Source organism: Kitasatospora sp. NE20-6 (assembly GCF_045862635.1).
Genome location: NZ_BPRL01000036.1, coordinates 56,056 through 71,392, shown reverse-complemented (window position 1 = coordinate 71,392; position 15,337 = coordinate 56,056). Strand labels below are relative to the sequence as shown.

The following is a 15,337-nucleotide window of genomic DNA, read 5'->3' as shown; positions in this document are numbered from 1 at the left end:
AACCCGGCGCGCGGCCCGTCCCTCGTGGCTCCCGCGCCCTGACAGGCGCTCAGCATCCCAGGCCCGGCCGAGTGTCCGCCAGGGAATCGGCGAGGAGCCCGCGCACGCCCTTCCGCGGAACCGCTGCGCCGCCCCGCCGGGCTGTGCCAGGGTCGCTCCATGCCCGACCCCGCGCCCGCGCAGCCCGCCGGCCCGCAGCCCGACCCCGCGCCGCCCGCCCCGCAGCGGGACGTGCCGCAGCCGGCCGTCCTGCACCTGGTCACCGACCCGCGCCGGCGCGGCGCCCAGAACCTCGCCCGCGACCTGCACGCCGAACTGCTCCGCCGCGGCCAGCGCTCCGACCTGCGCGCGCTCCAGCCCCACCCCGACGCCCCGGCCGACGCCGACGTCCCCGTGCTCGGCCCGGCGCGCTTCCACCCGCGCACGCTGCGCGCCCTGCGGGCCGCCGCCCGCCGCGCCGACGTCGTCGTCGCCCACGGCTCGTCCACGCTGCCCGCCTGCGCCCTGGCCCTCCTCGGCACCCGCACCCCGTTCGTGTACGTCAACATCGGCGACCCCCGGCACTGGACGGCCTCCGCCTCCCGCCGGCTGCGGGTCGGCGCCTTCCTGCACCGGGCCGCCGCCGTCGCCGCGATCTCGGACGGCGCCCGCCAGGTGCTCGTCGACCGCTTCCGGCTGCCCCCGCAGCGCGTCCGCACGATCCCCAACGCCCGTCCCGCCGAACGCTTCCCGCCCGCCGCCGACGCCGCCGACCGGCAGACCGCCCGGGCCGCGCTCGGCCTGCCCGCCGACGGCCCGCTGCTCGCCTGGGTCGGCGCCGTCGCCCCCGAGAAGCGGCTCGACCTCGCGCTGGACGCCCTCGCGCTGCTCCCCGCCGCCCACCTCGCGGTGGCCGGCGACGGACCGCTGCGCGCCGCCCTCGCCGCCCGCGACACCACCGGCCGGGTCACCTTCCTCGGCGACCTCGCCGACCCGGCACCGCTCTACCGCGCCGCCGACGCCCTGCTGCTCACCAGCGACAGCGAGGGCGTGCCCGGGGTGCTCGTCGAGGCCGCGCTCGCCGCCCTGCCCGCCGTCGCCACCGACGTCGGCTGGGTCGGCGAGGTCGTGCAGGACGGCGTCACCGGCACCCTCGTGCCGCCCGGCGACGCCGCCGCGCTCGCCGCCGCCGTCGACCGGCTCCTCGCCGACGCCCGCCACGGCGTCGGCGCTGCCGCCCGCCGGCACGCCCTCGCCCGCTTCGACCTCGCGGTCGTCGCCGACGCCTGGCAGCAGCTCATCGCCCGCACCGCCCGCGCGCCCCGCGGCTGACCGCGCCCTCCGGCCGACCGCGCGCCCTCCGGTCCACCGCAGGGCTGTCCGCCGCCGGGGCCCGGCGCGCATACTGTGCTCCGCGGCCCGCACCCGCGCGACAGGGCCGCCCCGGCCCGGCCGGGCCGGCCGCGACGGGGGTGTGCGATGGCGGTCCTCGCGGTCGTCGTGGGGCTCGGGCTGTTCTGGCTGGTCACCGGTCTGCGGGTGGTCCAGCAGTACGAGCGCGGCGTGGTTTTCCGGCTCGGCCAGGTGCGCGGCCGGGTACGCGGCCCCGGCCCGGCGCTGCTGATCCCGGTCGTCGACCGGATGCGCAAGGTCAACATGCAGGTGATCACGATGCCGGTGCCCGCACAGGAGGGGATCACCCGGGACAACGTCTCGGTGCGGGTCGACGCGGTCGTCTACTTCCGGGTGATCGACCCGGTGCGGGCCACCGTCGACGTGCAGAACTACACCTTCGCGATGTCCCAGGTCGCCCAGACCTCGCTGCGCTCCGTCATCGGCAAGAGCGACCTCGACGACCTCCTCTCCGGCCGCGAGAACCTCCACCGCGGCCTCGAACTCATGCTGGAGAGCCCGGCGGTGGGCTGGGGCGTGCACATCGACCGGGTCGAGATCAAGGACGTCGCGCTGCCCGACTCGATGAAGCGGTCGATGGCCCGGCAGGCCGAGGCGGACCGCGAGCGGCGGGCCCGGATCATCACCGCCGACGGCGAGTTCCAGGCGGCCGCGAAACTCGCCGAGGCCGCCACCGTCATGGAGGCCACCCCCGCGGCCCTGCAACTGCGGCTGCTGCAGACCGTCGTGGAGGTCGCGGCGGAGAAGAACTCCACTCTCGTGCTGCCCTTCCCGGTGGAGCTCCTGCGGTTCTTCGACACGGCGGCCGGGCAGGCCACCGCCGCTGCCGCCCGGATCGCCGCCGCACCGGCCGCTCCTGCAGCACCGGCCGCTCCCGCACCCCCGGCCGCTCCCGCACCCCCGGCCGCTCCCGCACCCCCGGCCGTCCCGGCCCGGGCGGCCGAAACGGCCGAAGCCGCCGAGGCGCCCGTGCCGCCGAAGCCCCGGCGCGCGCCCGACCCCGCCTGACAGCCGCGACAGCCGCGACAGCCGTGACGGCAGCGGACGGCCCGCGACGGCATCGCCCGATCGCCCGATCGCCCGATCGCCCGATCGCCCGATCGGGCGAATCCGGGCCCACCGCGGCCGACCTGGCTGGCCGTCCGGTCCGCGGCGCTGGCACGCTACGGCCGTGAACGCCAAGCTGCTGCGCACCGCCCCCGTCCTGCTCGCCCTCGCCGCGGGCCTCACCTCCGGTCTCGTGCCGGGCGCCGCGGTGGCGGCCGTCCCGGACGTCCCGCGTGACGGTGCGCACCTGGCGCTGCCCGGCCACCCGCCGCGGGCCGCCGCGCAGCGGCAGGAGGCCGTCGAGTTCTTCTGGTACGACTGCGTCCACTCCGCGCAGTTCGAGGCGCCGCTGGAGCGGTGGGCGGCCGGGCACCGCGACGACGTGCTGCTGCGCCGGGTGCCCGCGGTCTGGCAGGGCTCCCCGGACGAGCAGGAACAGCTCGGCCACGCGCGCCTCTACTACGCGCTGGAGCACCTCGGACAGGTCGACCGGCTGCAGGCCGCGGCGTTCCGCGCCGTCCGCGAGCACCGGTCCGACCTGTCGGGCGAGGAGGGTGCTGCGGCGTGGGCGGCCGGGCAGGGCCTGGACGCCGCCGCGTTCCGGGCCGCGTACCGCTCGCCGGAGGTCGACCGGGCGGTCGCCGACGCCCCGGGGCTGCTCACCCGGCACCGCATCACGGAGATCCCGACGGTGCTCGTCGGTTCCGGGCGCACCTCGCCGACCGCCGCGGGCGGGGTCGACCGGATGCCGGACGCCCTGGACGGGCTCGTCGAGCGGAGCTGACCGCCCGGCGCCGTACCGGTCGCCGCCCGCCCCGGCGCCCGCGCCCGCCGGTACGGCCGCTGAGCAGCCCCACCTTCACCGAACCAGCCCCTGGCGCGCACACCTTGTGCCAGAGTGGTCGCCCGGGCCGCACCTCCTGAGCAGCGGCCCTCCGGCAGCCACATGCGAGAGGGCGGGGGCCCGTGGGGGGACACAGCGCGCAGGTCATCGACGACGAGCGCGACCGGCGAACGGCGGGCCGGCCCGCACTGCCCGACGGCCCGCCCCCGGAGCTGGTGTTCCGGCGGCGGCTGCGGCCGGTGCAGACCGCGCGCGATCTGTGGGCGGCCCGTGAGCTGGTGCGCGCCCTCGCCGAGCGCGACCTGCGGGCCCGCTACAAGCAGGCCGTCCTCGGCTTCGCCTGGGCGGTGCTGACCCCGCTCGCGCTGTGCGCGATCTTCACGCTGGTGTTCCACCGCGCGGTGAAGATCGACACCCAGGGCGTCTCGTACCCGCTGTTCGCCTACGTCGGCCTGATCGTCTGGCAGTTCTTCAGCAACACGATGAACCAGGGTGCGCTGAGCCTCGCCAACAACCTGAGCCTGCTCAACAAGGTGTACTGCCCGCGCGAGGTCTTCCCGCTGGCGACGATGCTGGTCGCCGCGGTCGACATGCTGATCGGCACCGCCGTGCTGGGCGTGCTGTTCCTGGTGACCTGGACGGCGCCCGCGGCGACCTTCCTGTGGGTGCTGCCGCTGCTGGCGGTCCAGTTCGCGTTCACCTACGGCGTGGCGCTGATCCTGTCGGTCGCCGTGGTCTACCTCCGCGACGTCCGCCACCTGCTGCCGATCATCACGCAGATGGGCGTCTTCGCGACCCCGGTCGCGTACCCGCTCGCGAAGATCCCGGTGCGGCTCCAGGAGATCTACTGCGGCGTCAACCCGCTGGGCGCCGTCATCGAGGGCTACCGCCGCGCCCTGCTGTACGGGCAGGCGCCCGACCTCGGCCTCACCGCGATCGCGGCCGTCTCCTCGCTGGTGTTCCTGGCCGGCGGCTACCTGCTCTTCAAGAAGCTGGAAACGGGGATCGCCGATGTCGCGTGAGCTGCCGCCGGGGACGATCCGCACCGAGCACGTCTGGAAGCGCTTCAAGGCCGACCAGCAGCGGATGCTGCTGCGCGACAAGGTCGAGGCGATGGCCCGCCGGCTGCGCGGCGGCCGCGGCGAGGACTGGCGCTGGGCGCTGCGCGACATCAACCTGCACGTCGAACCGGGCGAGTCGGTGGGCCTGATCGGCTCGAACGGCTCCGGCAAGTCCACCCTGCTGAAGATGCTGACCCGGGTCATGTACCCGTACGGCGGCATCATCGACGTGCGCGGCCGGATCGGCGCGCTGATCGAGATCCGGGCCGGCATCCACCCGGACCTCACCGGCCGCGAGAACATCTACCTCTTCGGCGCGCTCCTCGGCCTCAAGCGCCGGGAGGTCGCCGGCCGCTTCGACGACATCGTGGAGTTCGCCCGGCTCGGCGGTGCCATCGACCGGCAGGTGAAGTTCTACTCCTCCGGCATGCAGATGCGCCTCGGCTTCGCCGTCGCCGCCTACCTGGAGCCGCACGTGCTGCTCGTCGACGAGGTGCTCGCGGTCGGCGACGCGGTCTTCCAGCAGCGCTGCCTGGACCGCATGCGCGAGGTCGCCGAGCAGGGCACCACCATCGTCTTCGTCTCGCACGACCTGCCCGCCGTGCAGTCGATCTGCCGCCGCGGCATCTGGCTGGAGCAGGGCACGGTGCGCGTCGACGCGGGCATCCGCGACGCGCTCGCCGGCTACCGCGACTCCATCGAGGCGCAGTCCGAGGCGGGCGCCCGCAGCGGTGAGCCGCTGCAGCTGCTCAAGCACGAGCTGCGCGGCGAGGACCGCGACAACCTCACCACCGACGAGCCGATGACGGTGGAGCTCACGCTCGGCGGCGACTACCGCGGCGACGCCACCCTGCACCTCGGCGTCAGCGAGGGCACCTCCAGCCCGATCTTCCAGATCAGCCACGAGATCCGGCTCGGCGGCGAGGACCACCACGTCGCGTGCGTGATCCCGCGGCTGCCGCTGCCGCGCGGCCGGTACACGCTGTGGGCGGGCGTCTACTCGATCGGGAAGACCGACGGCGGCACCCTGATGAGCTGGCACTCCGTCGGCCAGTTCGACGTGTTCGGCCCGATGCTCGACACGCCGCCGCGCGCGGTCGTGCTCGCCGCACCGGTGTTCGTCCCGCACCACTGGGAGGAGTGACCGCGTGAGACCGGTCCGGGTGCTCGTGCACCTCAACAACCTCGCCCTCGGAGGGGCGCAGCTCAACGCGGTCGACATCGCCCGCACCCTGCGCGACCGCGGGCACGAACCGGTGCTCTTCGCGCAGGGCGTGGCCGGTGACGCACCACTGGTCGACGTCGCCGCCGGGCACGGCATGGACGTGGTCGTCGCCGGCGGCCCGGACACCCCGCACCCGGAGGTGCGGCGGCGGCTCGTGCGGCTCGCCGAGGAGCACGGCAGCGACCTGGTGCACGCCTGGGAGGTGCGGGCGGCACGCAACGCCTTCTTCGGGCCCGGCCGGCTCGGCCGCCTCCCGGTCGTCACCACCTTCTACGGCATCCGGATGCTCCGCGGTCTGCCCCGGCACCAGCCGCTGGTGCTCGGCCTGGGCGCCCTGATGGGCGACGGCCGGGCGTTCGGCCACCGCGACGTCCGGCTGGTCGAACCGCCCGTCAACACGGCCACCGACGCCCCCGGCACCGCGGACGGCACCGCCTGGCGGCGCGGCCTCGGCATCGCCGACGACGAGCTGGTGCTCGGCATCGTCACCCGTCTGGTGCCCGACCTGGAGAAGGACGCCGGAGCCGCGCTCACCGTCGAGGCCGTCCGCCGGCTCGACGACCCGCGGGTGCGGCTGGTGATCGTCGGCGCCGGTCCGAGCCTGGAGGCGCTGCGCGCCCGCGCGGCCGACGCCAACCGCGCACTCGGCCGCGAGGCCGTCCTCGTGCCCGGCCAGGCGGCCGACCCGCGGCCCGCGTACGAGGGCTCCGACGTCGTGCTCGGCATGGGCGGCTCCGCGCTGCGCGGCCTCGCCTTCGCCAGGCCGGTCGTCGTGCACGGCGCGGCCGGCTACACCGCGGTCCACCGGCCCGGCCCGCTGGTGGAGCCGCACGCCTCGCGCTGCATGTACGGCTTCGGCGACGGTGACCGCGACCCCGGCCCGCTCGCCGCGCAGCTGCGCGAGCTGCTCGACGACCCCGGCCTGCGGGCCGAACTCGGCCGCTGGGGACGGGAATGGGTGGTCGGACGCTTCTCCCTGGAGAGCGTCTCCACCGCCTTCGAGGAGATCTACCGGGAGGTGCTGGCGGCCCCGCCGGGCCCGTCCCGCTGGCTGCGCGACCTGGAGCAGATGACCCGGTACGAGTTCACCAAGCCGACCGCGCTGCGGCTGCTCGGCCGCTGACCCCGGCCGCCGACCCGGGCGCCGACCCCGGGTGCTGCTGCGCCAACACCGGGTGACCGCACGGTCGTTCCGAGTGATCGGACTCCTCGATCCGCCGTTGTGGGAGCGCTGCCGCTGCTGCCAGCATCGACAGGGTAGGGCCGGTGCGCGGCGCACAGCCGCAGCTCCGGCCGGCCCGACCCTCCTCCTACGTAAGGAATCCGACAGCATGTCTCGCGAGATCAGCGTCGCCATCGCCTACCACAGCGGCTACGGCCACACCGCCCGCCAGGCCGAGGCCGTCCGTCAGGGCGCCGCCGAGGTCGCCGAGAACGTCCACCTGATCGCGGTCGACGAGATCACCGACGAGCAGTGGGCCCAGCTCGACGCCGCCGACGCCATCATCTTCGGTTCCCCCACCTACCTGGGCGACGTGTCCGCCGCGTTCCGCACCTTCGTGGAGAAGTCCAGCGGCCGCTGGATGAAGCAGGAGTGGAAGGACAAGCTGGCCGCCGGCTTCGTCAACTCCGGTGCCAAGAGCGGCGACAAGCTGCACAGCCTGCAGTCGCTGTCGCTGTTCGCCGCCCAGCACTCGATGACCTGGGTCAACCTGGGCCTGCTGCCCGGCTGGAACAAGTCCACCGCCTCCGAGTTCGACCTCAACCGCCTCGGCGTCTGGCTGGGTGCCGCCGCGCAGTCCAACGGCGACCAGGGCGCGGAGGCCATGCACAAGTCCGACCTCGCCACGGCGGAGCACCTCGGCCGCCGCGTCGCCGAGCAGGCCAAGCGCCTCTCCGCCTGACCCGCACCCGCAGGGGTCAGTAGGTCCGCCCCTTCCACGCGGCGCCCCGCCCCCGCCAGTGCTGCACCGCCGAGTCGACCGTCATGAGCAGGTACAGCCCGGCGGTGAACGGCAGCAGCAGCGCGGCGGGGGCGGGCCGCCCGTAGTACCGCAGCATCGGCACGTACGACCCGGCCATCAGCGCCCACGCCGCACCGCCGAGCACCGCCGCCCCGGCCGACCCGGTCGCCGCCCCCGCCGCCAGCGCCACCGGTGGCACCAGGTAGACGAGCGCCAGCCCCGCCACCGTGCCCGCCAGCAGCACCGGCGAGTGCCGCAGCTGGGCGTACGCGCTGCGCGACACCATGCGCCACAGCCCGCCGAGGTGCGGGTAGGGCCGCACACTGTCGGCCTGCTCCGCCAGGCCCAGCCAGGTGCGGCCCCCGGTGCGCTTGACCGCCCGGGCCAGCGACACGTCGTCGATCACCGCCCCGCGGATCGCCGCGACCCCGCCGGCCCGCTCCAGCGCGCTGCGCCGCACCAGCGTGCAGCCGCCCGCCGCGGCCGCCGTCCGCGCCCCCGGCCGGTTGCTCCACCGGAACGGGTACAGCTGCGCGAAGAAGTACACGAACGCCGGCACGACGAGCCGCTCCCAGCCGGTCGCCACCCGCAGCCGGGCCATCTGCGAGACCAGGTCGAGGCGGTTCGCCTCCGCCGCGGCGACGAGGTCGGCCAGCAGCGAGGGGCCGTGCGCGATGTCGGCGTCGGTCAGCAGCAGGTAGTCGGCGTCGCCCGCCAGTTCCACGCCGTGCCGCAGCGCCCACAGCTTGCCCGTCCAGCCCGCGGGCAGCGCCGGAGGCACGGCCACGGTCAGCGGCAGCCCGCCGCCGTCGCCGAGCCGGGCGGCCAGCGCGCCGGTGCCGTCGGAGCTGTGGTCGTCCACGAGCACCACGCGGGCCGTGCCCGGGTACTTCTGGCCGAGCAGGCCGGGCAGCGAGAGCGGCAGCACCGCGGCCTCGTCCCGGGCGGGCACCACCACCGCCACCGACGGCCACCGCCGCGGCGCCGGACGCGGCGGCAGCCGCTGGTCCGTCCGCCAGAACAGCCCGTGGCAGCAGACCAGCCACACCCACACCAGCAGGGACAGCGCCGACACCCAGAGCAGCCACGTCACCCCGGCAGTCTGCCGCACCCGACCGCTCCGGAGGGGTTCGGTAGAGTCGTGCCCCGTGAAGATCGCACTGGTGGACTCCGGACTCGGACTGCTCGCTGCTGCCGCCGCCCTGCGCCGGCTGCGGCCCGACGCCGACCTCGTGCTGTCCTCCGACCCCGACGGCATGCCGTGGGGCCCCCGCACCTCCGAGGACATCGCCGGGCGCGCCCTGGACTGCGCACGCGCCGCCGCCGCGTACGCCCCGCACGCCCTCGTCGTCGCCTGCAACACCGCCTCCACGCACGGCCTCGCTCTGCTCCGCGCCGAGCTGGAGCCCGCCCTGCCGGTGATCGGCACGGTGCCGGCCGTCAAGCCGGCCGCCGCCGCGGGCGGCCGGGTCGCGATCTGGGCCACGCCCGCCACCACCGGCAGCGCCTACCAGCGCGGCCTGATCGCCGACTTCGCCGGGACGGCCGAGGTCACCGCGGTCGCCTGCCCCGGCCTCGCGGACGCCGTCGAGCGCGGCGACCGCAGCGCGGTCGCCGCGGCCGTCGCCGACGCCGCCACCCGCACCCCCGAGGGCACCTCGGCGATCGTGCTCGGCTGCACCCACTACGAACTCGTCCGCGACGAGATCCGCGCCGCCGTCGCCGACCGCGCCACCGCCGGCCTGCGGCTGTACGGCTCCGCCGACGCGGTCGCCGCCCAGGCGCTGCGCCGACTCGACGCCGCGGGCCTCGCCCCCGGCGGCGGCACCCTCACCGTGCTGCACAGCGGCCGCACCTCCGCGCTCGGCCCGGCCGCCCTGCGCTACCCCGAGGGCGCCCTGATCGGCTCCGCCGTTCCGGCCCGCTGAGCCCCGCCGGTTCGTACGCTGGCCGGATGACCGACACGCCCGCCCCCGACGGCCTGGACAACCTCCGCGACCTCGGCGGACACCGCACGTCCGACGGCCGCACCGTGCGCCCCGGCCTGCTCTACCGCTCCGACTCGCTCGGCAAGCTGACCGGCCCGGGCCTCGCCGGGTTCACCGAGCTCGGCATCCGCACCGTCATCGACCTGCGGTACCCGTGGGAGATCGCACAGACCGCCCGCGTGCCCGACCTGCCGGGCCTGGCGTTCCACAACCTCTCCGTCGAGCAGCAGCCGTACGACCAGGCCGCGCTCGGCGCCGACGTCGATCCCGGGCCCTACCTCGCGGCGCGGTACACCGAGATCGCGGAGGACGGCACGGCCGAACTCGCCGAGGTGCTCCGCGTCGTCGCCGCCGCGGACGGCCCGCTCCTCTTCCACTGCTACTCCGGCAAGGACCGGACGGGCATCGTCGCCGCCCTCGTGCTGACCCTGCTCGGCGTCGCCCGGCAGGACGTCGTGGCCGACTTCACCCTGACCGGGCGGGCCACCGCCCGCCTCGTCGACGGCTACCGCGCCCGGCACGGACGCACCCCCGGCTGGCCGGGCTACGGCCGCGCCCCCGCCGCGGTCATGGAGCTCTTCCTCGCGGACCTCACCGACCGGTACGGCTCCGTCGACGGCTACGCCGCCACCCGCCTCGGCGCCGACGACGGCCTCGTCCGCGCGCTCCGCGGCCGGCTGCTCACCCCCTGACCCGGAAGGACCGCCCGATGGCACCCCGCCCTCCGGCCCGCGCACCACGGCGCACGGCCGTCCTGCCCTGGCGGCGGACCACCTCCCGCCTGCTCCTCGTCGACGGCCGGGACCGCCTGCTCCTCCTCTGCGCCCGCGACCCGCGCAGCCGCGGCGCCCGCTGGTGGTTCACCGTCGGCGGCGCCGTCGAGAAGGGCGAGGACCACGTGCAGGCCGCGCTGCGCGAACTCCGCGAGGAGACCGGCCTGCACCTGCCCGCGGACCGGCTCGGCCCCGTCGTGTGGACCCGGCGGGCCCGCTTCCGCACGACCTGGCGGCGCATCGACCAGCACGAGGAGTACCGGCTCCTGGTGATCACCGACGACGAGGCCGCCGCTCTGCGCATCGACCCGCACGAGGCCCGCTACGGCCACCGCTGGTGGAGCGCCGCGGACCTCGCCGCCACCCGCGAGACCGTGCGCCCCCGGGGGATGGACGTGCTGCTGCCCGCCGTCCTCGCGGGCGGCGGCGCCCCGCTGCACCTGGGGGACGTCGACGAGGGCACCGAGCCCGACCGGGCCCCGTCCCCCTGACGCCCCCGGGTCAGGCGACCGCGCCGCGCCAGCGCTGCATCGCCGGCTCCAGGCCCGACAGGATCGTGTCGAAGCGCCGCGTCCCGGTGGTCGAGTCGACCTGCAGCCGGCTGATCCGCAGCGGGTGCACGGGCAGCCGCGGCCCGAGCCGGTGGTCGGAGAGGAAGCCGAGCCGGTAGCCGAGCCGGCGCAGCACCGCGTCCGCCCTCGGGTCGTAGCCGCCGTCCGGGTAGGCGAACGCCGTCGGCGCCTCGCCGAGCCACTGGGTGAGCGCCAGGTGCGCCGCGGTGATCTCGGTGTGCACCGTCGAGTCGTCGCAGCGGCTCAGGCAGGGGTGGCCCAGCGTGTGGTTGCCGACCGCGATGTCCGCGGAGCGCAGCGCCCGCAGGTCCTCCGGCCGCAGCTGCTCCTGGTGCGGGGGCCGCCGGTCGGCGCTCACCCGCAGCTCGTGCAGCGACCGGCGGCGGTCCGGGTCGGGCAGCTCGCGCAGCCGGGCCAGCAGCCGCCCGGGGGGGCCGCCGGGCAGCAGCCTGGCCCGCCCGCCGTGCCGGGCCAGGTACGCGGCCTCGTGCCACCAGAACGGCCGGTCGGTGCCGATCAGCTCGGCGATCACGAACGCCGCCGCCGGGATGCCGCGGGCGGCGAGCACCGGCATGGCGTGGGTGCGCACCGAGCGGTCCGCGTCGTCGAAGGTGATCAGCACCGAGCGCGGCGGCAGCGGCCGCCCCTCGGTGACGGCCTGCTCGACGGCCTCCAGCGACACCGGGTTCGCCAGACGGCGCAGCCGGTCGAGCTGGGCGCCGAACGAGCGGGGGTCGGTGACCCCGTGGTAGGCCAGCACCGCGAGCCGCTGGGCGGCCCGGGCGCGGAAGAGCGGCTGGGCCGGCGTGAGCCGCAGCCAGCTGCCCCGGTTGCGGGGGCCCCGGCCGGGGGCGGCCGCCGGCGCGCCGCGCCGGACGGTGGTGGGCGGTGGGGTGCTGACGGTCGTCGAATCGGAGTACGGCACGCGGTTCCCCCTCGGTCGCCGCAGAACGGCGTGGCGGTACCGTCGGCAGGCGGAGCCCGGCCTCCGACCCCGGGAACGGCGGCTCCGTCCCGGTGTGATCCGGTCCGCGGCGGGGACTCCCTGCCCGCGCGGACGGCTCCTGGATCGCTCAATGTAATGGAGACCCCCGGGCCCGGCGGATGGTTGTACGGCGCTCGGCGAATTTTCGACGGGCGCACGGAAGGGGCCTTTCCGGTGCGCGGGGGCGCATCCACGGGGTATGCCTCGGGAAGGGAGCTCGGTTAGCGTGGAGGACATGGTGCACACGGATGGTCACACGCCGCTCACCCGCTGGGCACGGGCCTGGAGCGGCTGCGCACTGGAGCGTCACAAGCTGTTGCTGGCCGTCGTCGGTGCGGCGTGCGTCGCCGCCGGCATCCTCGTGGCCGTCCTCGTCCCGGAGAGTGACGGCCCGGCCTGGGTGATGGCCGTCGCCGGGTGCCTGGCCGCGGGCGTCGTCCTGCTGGCCCGCGTCGCGGTGGCCTGGCTGCGCAGGCCCGCCCGACTGGGCTGAGACCGACACGCCGCACCCGGTTCCGGTCACACCCGGTCCGACCGGCCGCTTTTCGGCCCATCTCCGCGCTTCTTTCACATTTCCGGGGCAGCAACCCCACACTTCCCCCTACTGTGGTTCCCGCCCGGCCCCTGGACGCCGCCGGGCGGGGCCGGTACGGCGCCGGGGAGGGCGCCGCGGAAGGGGAGAACGATGGGGACGACCGCCGCGCCCGCGGCCGGAAACTTCCGCAGCACGCTCAAGCGCGGCCTCGCCCGTGCGGCCGGCCGTGCGCCCGGTGAGGGAGCCACCCTCCTCATCTACCACCGCATCGGCGGCGGCACCGCCGACGAGCTCGACGTCCCGACCGCCGCGTTCACCGCCCAGATGGACCTCCTCGCCGACCTCCCGCCCGGCCGGGTGGTCTCCCTCGACGAGGCCACCGACCGGCTCGCCGCCGGCCGCCGCACCCCGAGCGCCGTCCTCACCTTCGACGACGGCTTCGCCGACGTGTACGACCACGCCTGGCCCCTCCTCAAGGAGCGCGGCCTGCCGTTCACCGTCTACCTCGCCAGCGGCCACGTCGGCGGCGCGATGCGCTGGGAGGGCTCCACCGCGAAGGGCGCCCCCGCACCGGGCCTCGACTGGGACCAGCTGCGCGAGATGACCGCCTCCGGCCTGTGCACCGTGGCCAACCACACCCGCACCCACGCCCGGCCCGTGCTGCTCACCACCGCCGAGCTCGACGGCTGCAACGACGACGTCGAGGAGCACCTCGGCACCCGCCCCCGGCACTTCGCCTACACCTGGGGTGTGCCGGTGCCCCACATGGCCGTCGCGCTGCGGGCCCGCTTCCGGACCGCCGCCACCGGCGAGGTCGGCCGCAACCTGCCGGGCTCCGACCCGGCCAGGTTCTGCCGGGTGCCCGTACGCCGCACCGACCCCATCGACTTCTACCGGGCCAAGCTGCACGGACGGCTCGTCCCGGAACGCGCCTACGCCCGCATCGTCGCCACCGCGAAGGCGGTGGGCGCCCGTGCCTGAGCCCGACGGCACCCCCGTGCTGCCGCTGCGGCTGCGCGGCCCCGGCGGCCGCCCGCTGCGCGTCGCCCACCTGACCACCGTCGACATGAGCCTGCAGCTGCTGCTCGCCACCGAGCTCACCGTCGACCTGGAGGCCGGTTTCGAGACGTACGGCCTCAGCGCACCCGGCCCGTACGTGCCGCAGCTGGAGGCCATCGGCGTGCGGCACGAGCCGCTGCACGCGCTCACCCGGGCGTGGCAGCCGCGCGCCGACGCGGCCGCCGGGCGGGAGCTGCTCGCGGTGCTGCGCCGCATCCGGCCGGACGTGCTGCACACCCACAACCCGAAGACCGGGGTGCTGGGCCGCGTCCTCGGCCGCCTCGCCGGGGTGCCCGTCGTCGTCAACACCTGCCACGGCCTCTGGGCGCAGGCCCACGACCCGTTCGCCAAGCGGGCGTTCGTGCTCGGCGCGGAAGCCGTCGCGGGGCGCTTCTCGCACGCCGAGCTCTACCAGAACGCCGAGGACCGCCGCACCCTCGCCCGCGCCGTCCCGCGGTACCGCTCCCGGGTGGTCGGCAACGGCGTCGACCTCACGCGCTTCCGCACCCGCCCCGGCGTCCGCGAGCGGGTGCGCGCCGAACTCGGCGTCGCCGACCGCGAGCTGCTCGTCGGCGGGGTCGGCCGGCAGGTCGCCGAGAAGGGCATCCGCGAGTACGCGGAGGCCGCCGCGGCGCTCGCGGGCAAGGCCCGCTTCGTCTGGATCGGCCCGCCCGACCCCGACAAGCCGGACGCGCTCACCGGCGCCGCCGACGGCGGCGTGGACTTCCTCGGCGCCCGCTCCGACATGCCCGACCTCTACGCCGCACTCGACGTCTTCGTGCTGCCGTCCCACCGCGAGGGGTTCTCGCGGTCCGCCATGGAGGCCGCCGCCGCGGGCCTGCCGATGGTGCTGAGCGACATACGCGGCTGCCGGGAGATCGGCATCCACGGCGAGCACCTGCTGCTCGCCCCGCCCGGCGACGTCCGGGCGCTCACCACGGCGCTCGACCGGCTCCTCACCGAGCCGGCCCTGCGCCGGGACCTCGGCGCGGCGGCCCGCTGCCGCGCCCTGGCCGAGTTCGACCAGCGCGCGGTCGCCCGGGTCTCGCTGGAGACCTACGCGGCCGTGGCCAGGGCACGAGGGCTGCCCTGGACGGTCGGCTGAGGCCGCACACCACACACCGTTGGGGGAGACATGCAGCCTGCTGGGGGAGGGATCGGGCGCGGAGGCGACCTGCTGATCGCCGCGCTCGCCGGGATCGTCGCGCTACCGCTGGGCCTGCTGATCGCCGTGCTCGTCCGCTGCACCATGGGCGGCCCGGTGCTGTTCCGGCAGACCCGTACGGGCCTGCGCGGCGACGAGTTCGACATCCTCAAGTTCCGCACCATGCGGGACAAACGTTTCGCCGACGAGCCGGACGCCCCGCGCATCACCCGGCTCGGACGGCTCCTGCGCACCACCAGCCTCGACGAACTGCCGCAGCTGTGGAACGTCGCCCGAGGCGAGATGGGCGTCATCGGGCCCCGGCCGACCCTGCCCGAGCAGGTCGTCCACTACACCGACCGGCAGCGCGGCCGCCTCGCCGTCCGGCCCGGCCTCACCGGCTGGGCCCAGGTGCGCGGCCGCAACTCGATCAGCTGGCCGCAGCGCATCGAACTCGACCTCTGGTACATCGTCCACCGCTCGGTCCTGCTCGACGTCCGCATCCTCGCCCTGACCGTCGGGGTGCTGCTGCGCCCGCACGGCGTCACCGCCGCCGGGGGCGTCAACCCGGGATTCCCGGTCCCGGTCCCGGCCGCGGCCGCGGCGTCCGCCGGGACCAATCCGGCGGTGACCGAACTGCCGACCGCCCGGGTCGTCCTGCCGCGCCACGTCGCCGCGGCGCGGCTCGGCCGGGCGGCCGTCGAGGAGGCGTCCTGACCGGGGCCCGCGCCCTGCCCGCCGGCCGGGA

Annotated in this window: 16 protein-coding genes; 14 read left to right on the top strand and 2 right to left on the bottom strand. The window is 76.2% G+C overall.

Going from position 1 to position 15,337, the window contains the following annotated elements; all coding sequences use genetic code 11:
- Positions 1 to 159: 159 nt before the first annotated feature.
- The 7 genes from SNE206_RS23390 to SNE206_RS23360 all read left to right on the top strand — a co-directional run bounded on the left by SNE206_RS23390 (position 160) and on the right by SNE206_RS23360 (position 7,473).
- On the top strand, positions 160 to 1,311 hold the full coding sequence (locus tag SNE206_RS23390; protein WP_407915442.1) for a glycosyltransferase: 1,152 nt from the start codon (positions 160 to 162) through the stop codon (positions 1,309 to 1,311).
- A 147-nt stretch (positions 1,312 to 1,458) separates the two neighbouring features.
- Entirely contained in the window at positions 1,459 to 2,400 is a 942-nt protein-coding gene (locus SNE206_RS23385) for a slipin family protein (RefSeq protein WP_407915441.1), read from the top strand.
- A 163-nt stretch (positions 2,401 to 2,563) separates the two neighbouring features.
- Positions 2,564 to 3,223, top strand: coding sequence for a DsbA family protein (locus tag SNE206_RS23380; protein ID WP_407915440.1), 660 nt, complete (start codon positions 2,564 to 2,566; stop codon positions 3,221 to 3,223).
- 182 nt (positions 3,224 to 3,405) lie between these two features.
- Positions 3,406 to 4,305 (top strand): ABC transporter permease, encoded by a 900-nt coding sequence (locus SNE206_RS23375; RefSeq protein ID WP_407915439.1) that lies wholly within the window; start codon positions 3,406 to 3,408, stop codon positions 4,303 to 4,305.
- Positions 4,295 to 5,488 (top strand): ABC transporter ATP-binding protein, encoded by a 1,194-nt coding sequence (locus SNE206_RS23370; RefSeq protein ID WP_407915438.1) that lies wholly within the window; start codon positions 4,295 to 4,297, stop codon positions 5,486 to 5,488. The genes SNE206_RS23375 and SNE206_RS23370 overlap by 11 nt, the downstream gene beginning before the upstream one ends.
- Positions 5,489 to 5,492: 4 nt before the next feature.
- Positions 5,493 to 6,692 (top strand): glycosyltransferase, encoded by a 1,200-nt coding sequence (locus SNE206_RS23365; protein WP_407915437.1) that lies wholly within the window; start codon positions 5,493 to 5,495, stop codon positions 6,690 to 6,692.
- A 208-nt stretch (positions 6,693 to 6,900) separates the two neighbouring features.
- Positions 6,901 to 7,473: a flavodoxin family protein gene (locus SNE206_RS23360; protein ID WP_407915436.1), complete on the top strand. Its 573-nt coding sequence runs from the start codon at positions 6,901 to 6,903 to the stop codon at positions 7,471 to 7,473.
- A 16-nt stretch (positions 7,474 to 7,489) separates the two neighbouring features.
- Here the strand turns inward: SNE206_RS23360 and SNE206_RS23355 are convergent, their stop codons facing one another.
- Positions 7,490 to 8,626, bottom strand: a complete 1,137-nt coding sequence (locus tag SNE206_RS23355) for a glycosyltransferase (protein ID WP_407915435.1) — start codon at positions 8,624 to 8,626, stop codon at positions 7,490 to 7,492.
- A 55-nt stretch (positions 8,627 to 8,681) separates the two neighbouring features.
- Between SNE206_RS23355 and SNE206_RS23350 the strand changes: the two genes are divergently transcribed.
- From SNE206_RS23350 to SNE206_RS23340, 3 genes are read left to right on the top strand one after another with little or no spacing between them, the layout of a single operon-like run.
- On the top strand, positions 8,682 to 9,461 hold the full coding sequence (locus tag SNE206_RS23350; RefSeq protein ID WP_407915434.1) for a glutamate racemase: 780 nt from the start codon (positions 8,682 to 8,684) through the stop codon (positions 9,459 to 9,461).
- Positions 9,462 to 9,487: 26 nt separating this feature from the next.
- On the top strand, positions 9,488 to 10,213 hold the full coding sequence (locus SNE206_RS23345) for a tyrosine-protein phosphatase (protein ID WP_407915433.1): 726 nt from the start codon (positions 9,488 to 9,490) through the stop codon (positions 10,211 to 10,213).
- Between the two features lie 17 nt (positions 10,214 to 10,230).
- Complete coding sequence (locus SNE206_RS23340) at positions 10,231 to 10,785, top strand: NUDIX hydrolase (RefSeq protein WP_407915432.1); 555 nt, start codon at positions 10,231 to 10,233, stop codon at positions 10,783 to 10,785.
- A gap of 10 nt (positions 10,786 to 10,795) precedes the next feature.
- Here SNE206_RS23340 and SNE206_RS23335 read toward each other — a convergent pair whose 3' ends face one another.
- Entirely contained in the window at positions 10,796 to 11,791 is a 996-nt protein-coding gene (locus SNE206_RS23335) for a polysaccharide deacetylase family protein (protein WP_407915431.1), read from the bottom strand.
- A 295-nt stretch (positions 11,792 to 12,086) separates the two neighbouring features.
- Here SNE206_RS23335 and SNE206_RS23330 point away from each other — a divergent pair, with 295 nt between their 5' ends.
- The 4 genes from SNE206_RS23330 (at position 12,087) to SNE206_RS23315 (ending at position 15,306) form a co-directional block, all read left to right on the top strand.
- A complete protein-coding gene (locus SNE206_RS23330; RefSeq protein ID WP_407915430.1) occupies positions 12,087 to 12,344 on the top strand; it encodes a hypothetical protein in 258 nt (85 codons plus the stop codon).
- A gap of 192 nt (positions 12,345 to 12,536) precedes the next feature.
- Positions 12,537 to 13,367 (top strand): polysaccharide deacetylase family protein, encoded by an 831-nt coding sequence (locus tag SNE206_RS23325; RefSeq protein ID WP_407915429.1) that lies wholly within the window; start codon positions 12,537 to 12,539, stop codon positions 13,365 to 13,367.
- Complete coding sequence (locus SNE206_RS23320; RefSeq protein ID WP_407915428.1) at positions 13,360 to 14,550, top strand: glycosyltransferase family 4 protein; 1,191 nt, start codon at positions 13,360 to 13,362, stop codon at positions 14,548 to 14,550. Before SNE206_RS23325 ends, SNE206_RS23320 begins: the two co-directional genes overlap by 8 nt.
- A 30-nt stretch (positions 14,551 to 14,580) precedes the next feature.
- Complete coding sequence (locus SNE206_RS23315) at positions 14,581 to 15,306, top strand: sugar transferase (protein WP_407915427.1); 726 nt, start codon at positions 14,581 to 14,583, stop codon at positions 15,304 to 15,306.
- Positions 15,307 to 15,337 lie beyond the last annotated feature (31 nt).

Bases quoted from the DNA above. Each gene is read 5' to 3' on its own strand.
- SNE206_RS23390 (WP_407915442.1), top strand. From the start codon at position 160: ATGCCCGACCCCGCGCCCGCGCAGCCCGCCGGCCCGCAGCCCGACCCC.
- SNE206_RS23385 (WP_407915441.1), top strand. From the start codon at position 1,459: ATGGCGGTCCTCGCGGTCGTCGTGGGGCTCGGGCTGTTCTGGCTGGTC.
- SNE206_RS23370 (WP_407915438.1), top strand. From the start codon at position 4,295: ATGTCGCGTGAGCTGCCGCCGGGGACGATCCGCACCGAGCACGTCTGG.
- SNE206_RS23360 (WP_407915436.1), top strand. From the start codon at position 6,901: ATGTCTCGCGAGATCAGCGTCGCCATCGCCTACCACAGCGGCTACGGC.
- SNE206_RS23345 (WP_407915433.1), top strand. From the start codon at position 9,488: ATGACCGACACGCCCGCCCCCGACGGCCTGGACAACCTCCGCGACCTC.
- SNE206_RS23340 (WP_407915432.1), top strand. From the start codon at position 10,231: ATGGCACCCCGCCCTCCGGCCCGCGCACCACGGCGCACGGCCGTCCTG.
- SNE206_RS23330 (WP_407915430.1), top strand. From the start codon at position 12,087: ATGGTGCACACGGATGGTCACACGCCGCTCACCCGCTGGGCACGGGCC.
- SNE206_RS23325 (WP_407915429.1), top strand. From the start codon at position 12,537: ATGGGGACGACCGCCGCGCCCGCGGCCGGAAACTTCCGCAGCACGCTC.
- SNE206_RS23315 (WP_407915427.1), top strand. From the start codon at position 14,581: ATGCAGCCTGCTGGGGGAGGGATCGGGCGCGGAGGCGACCTGCTGATC.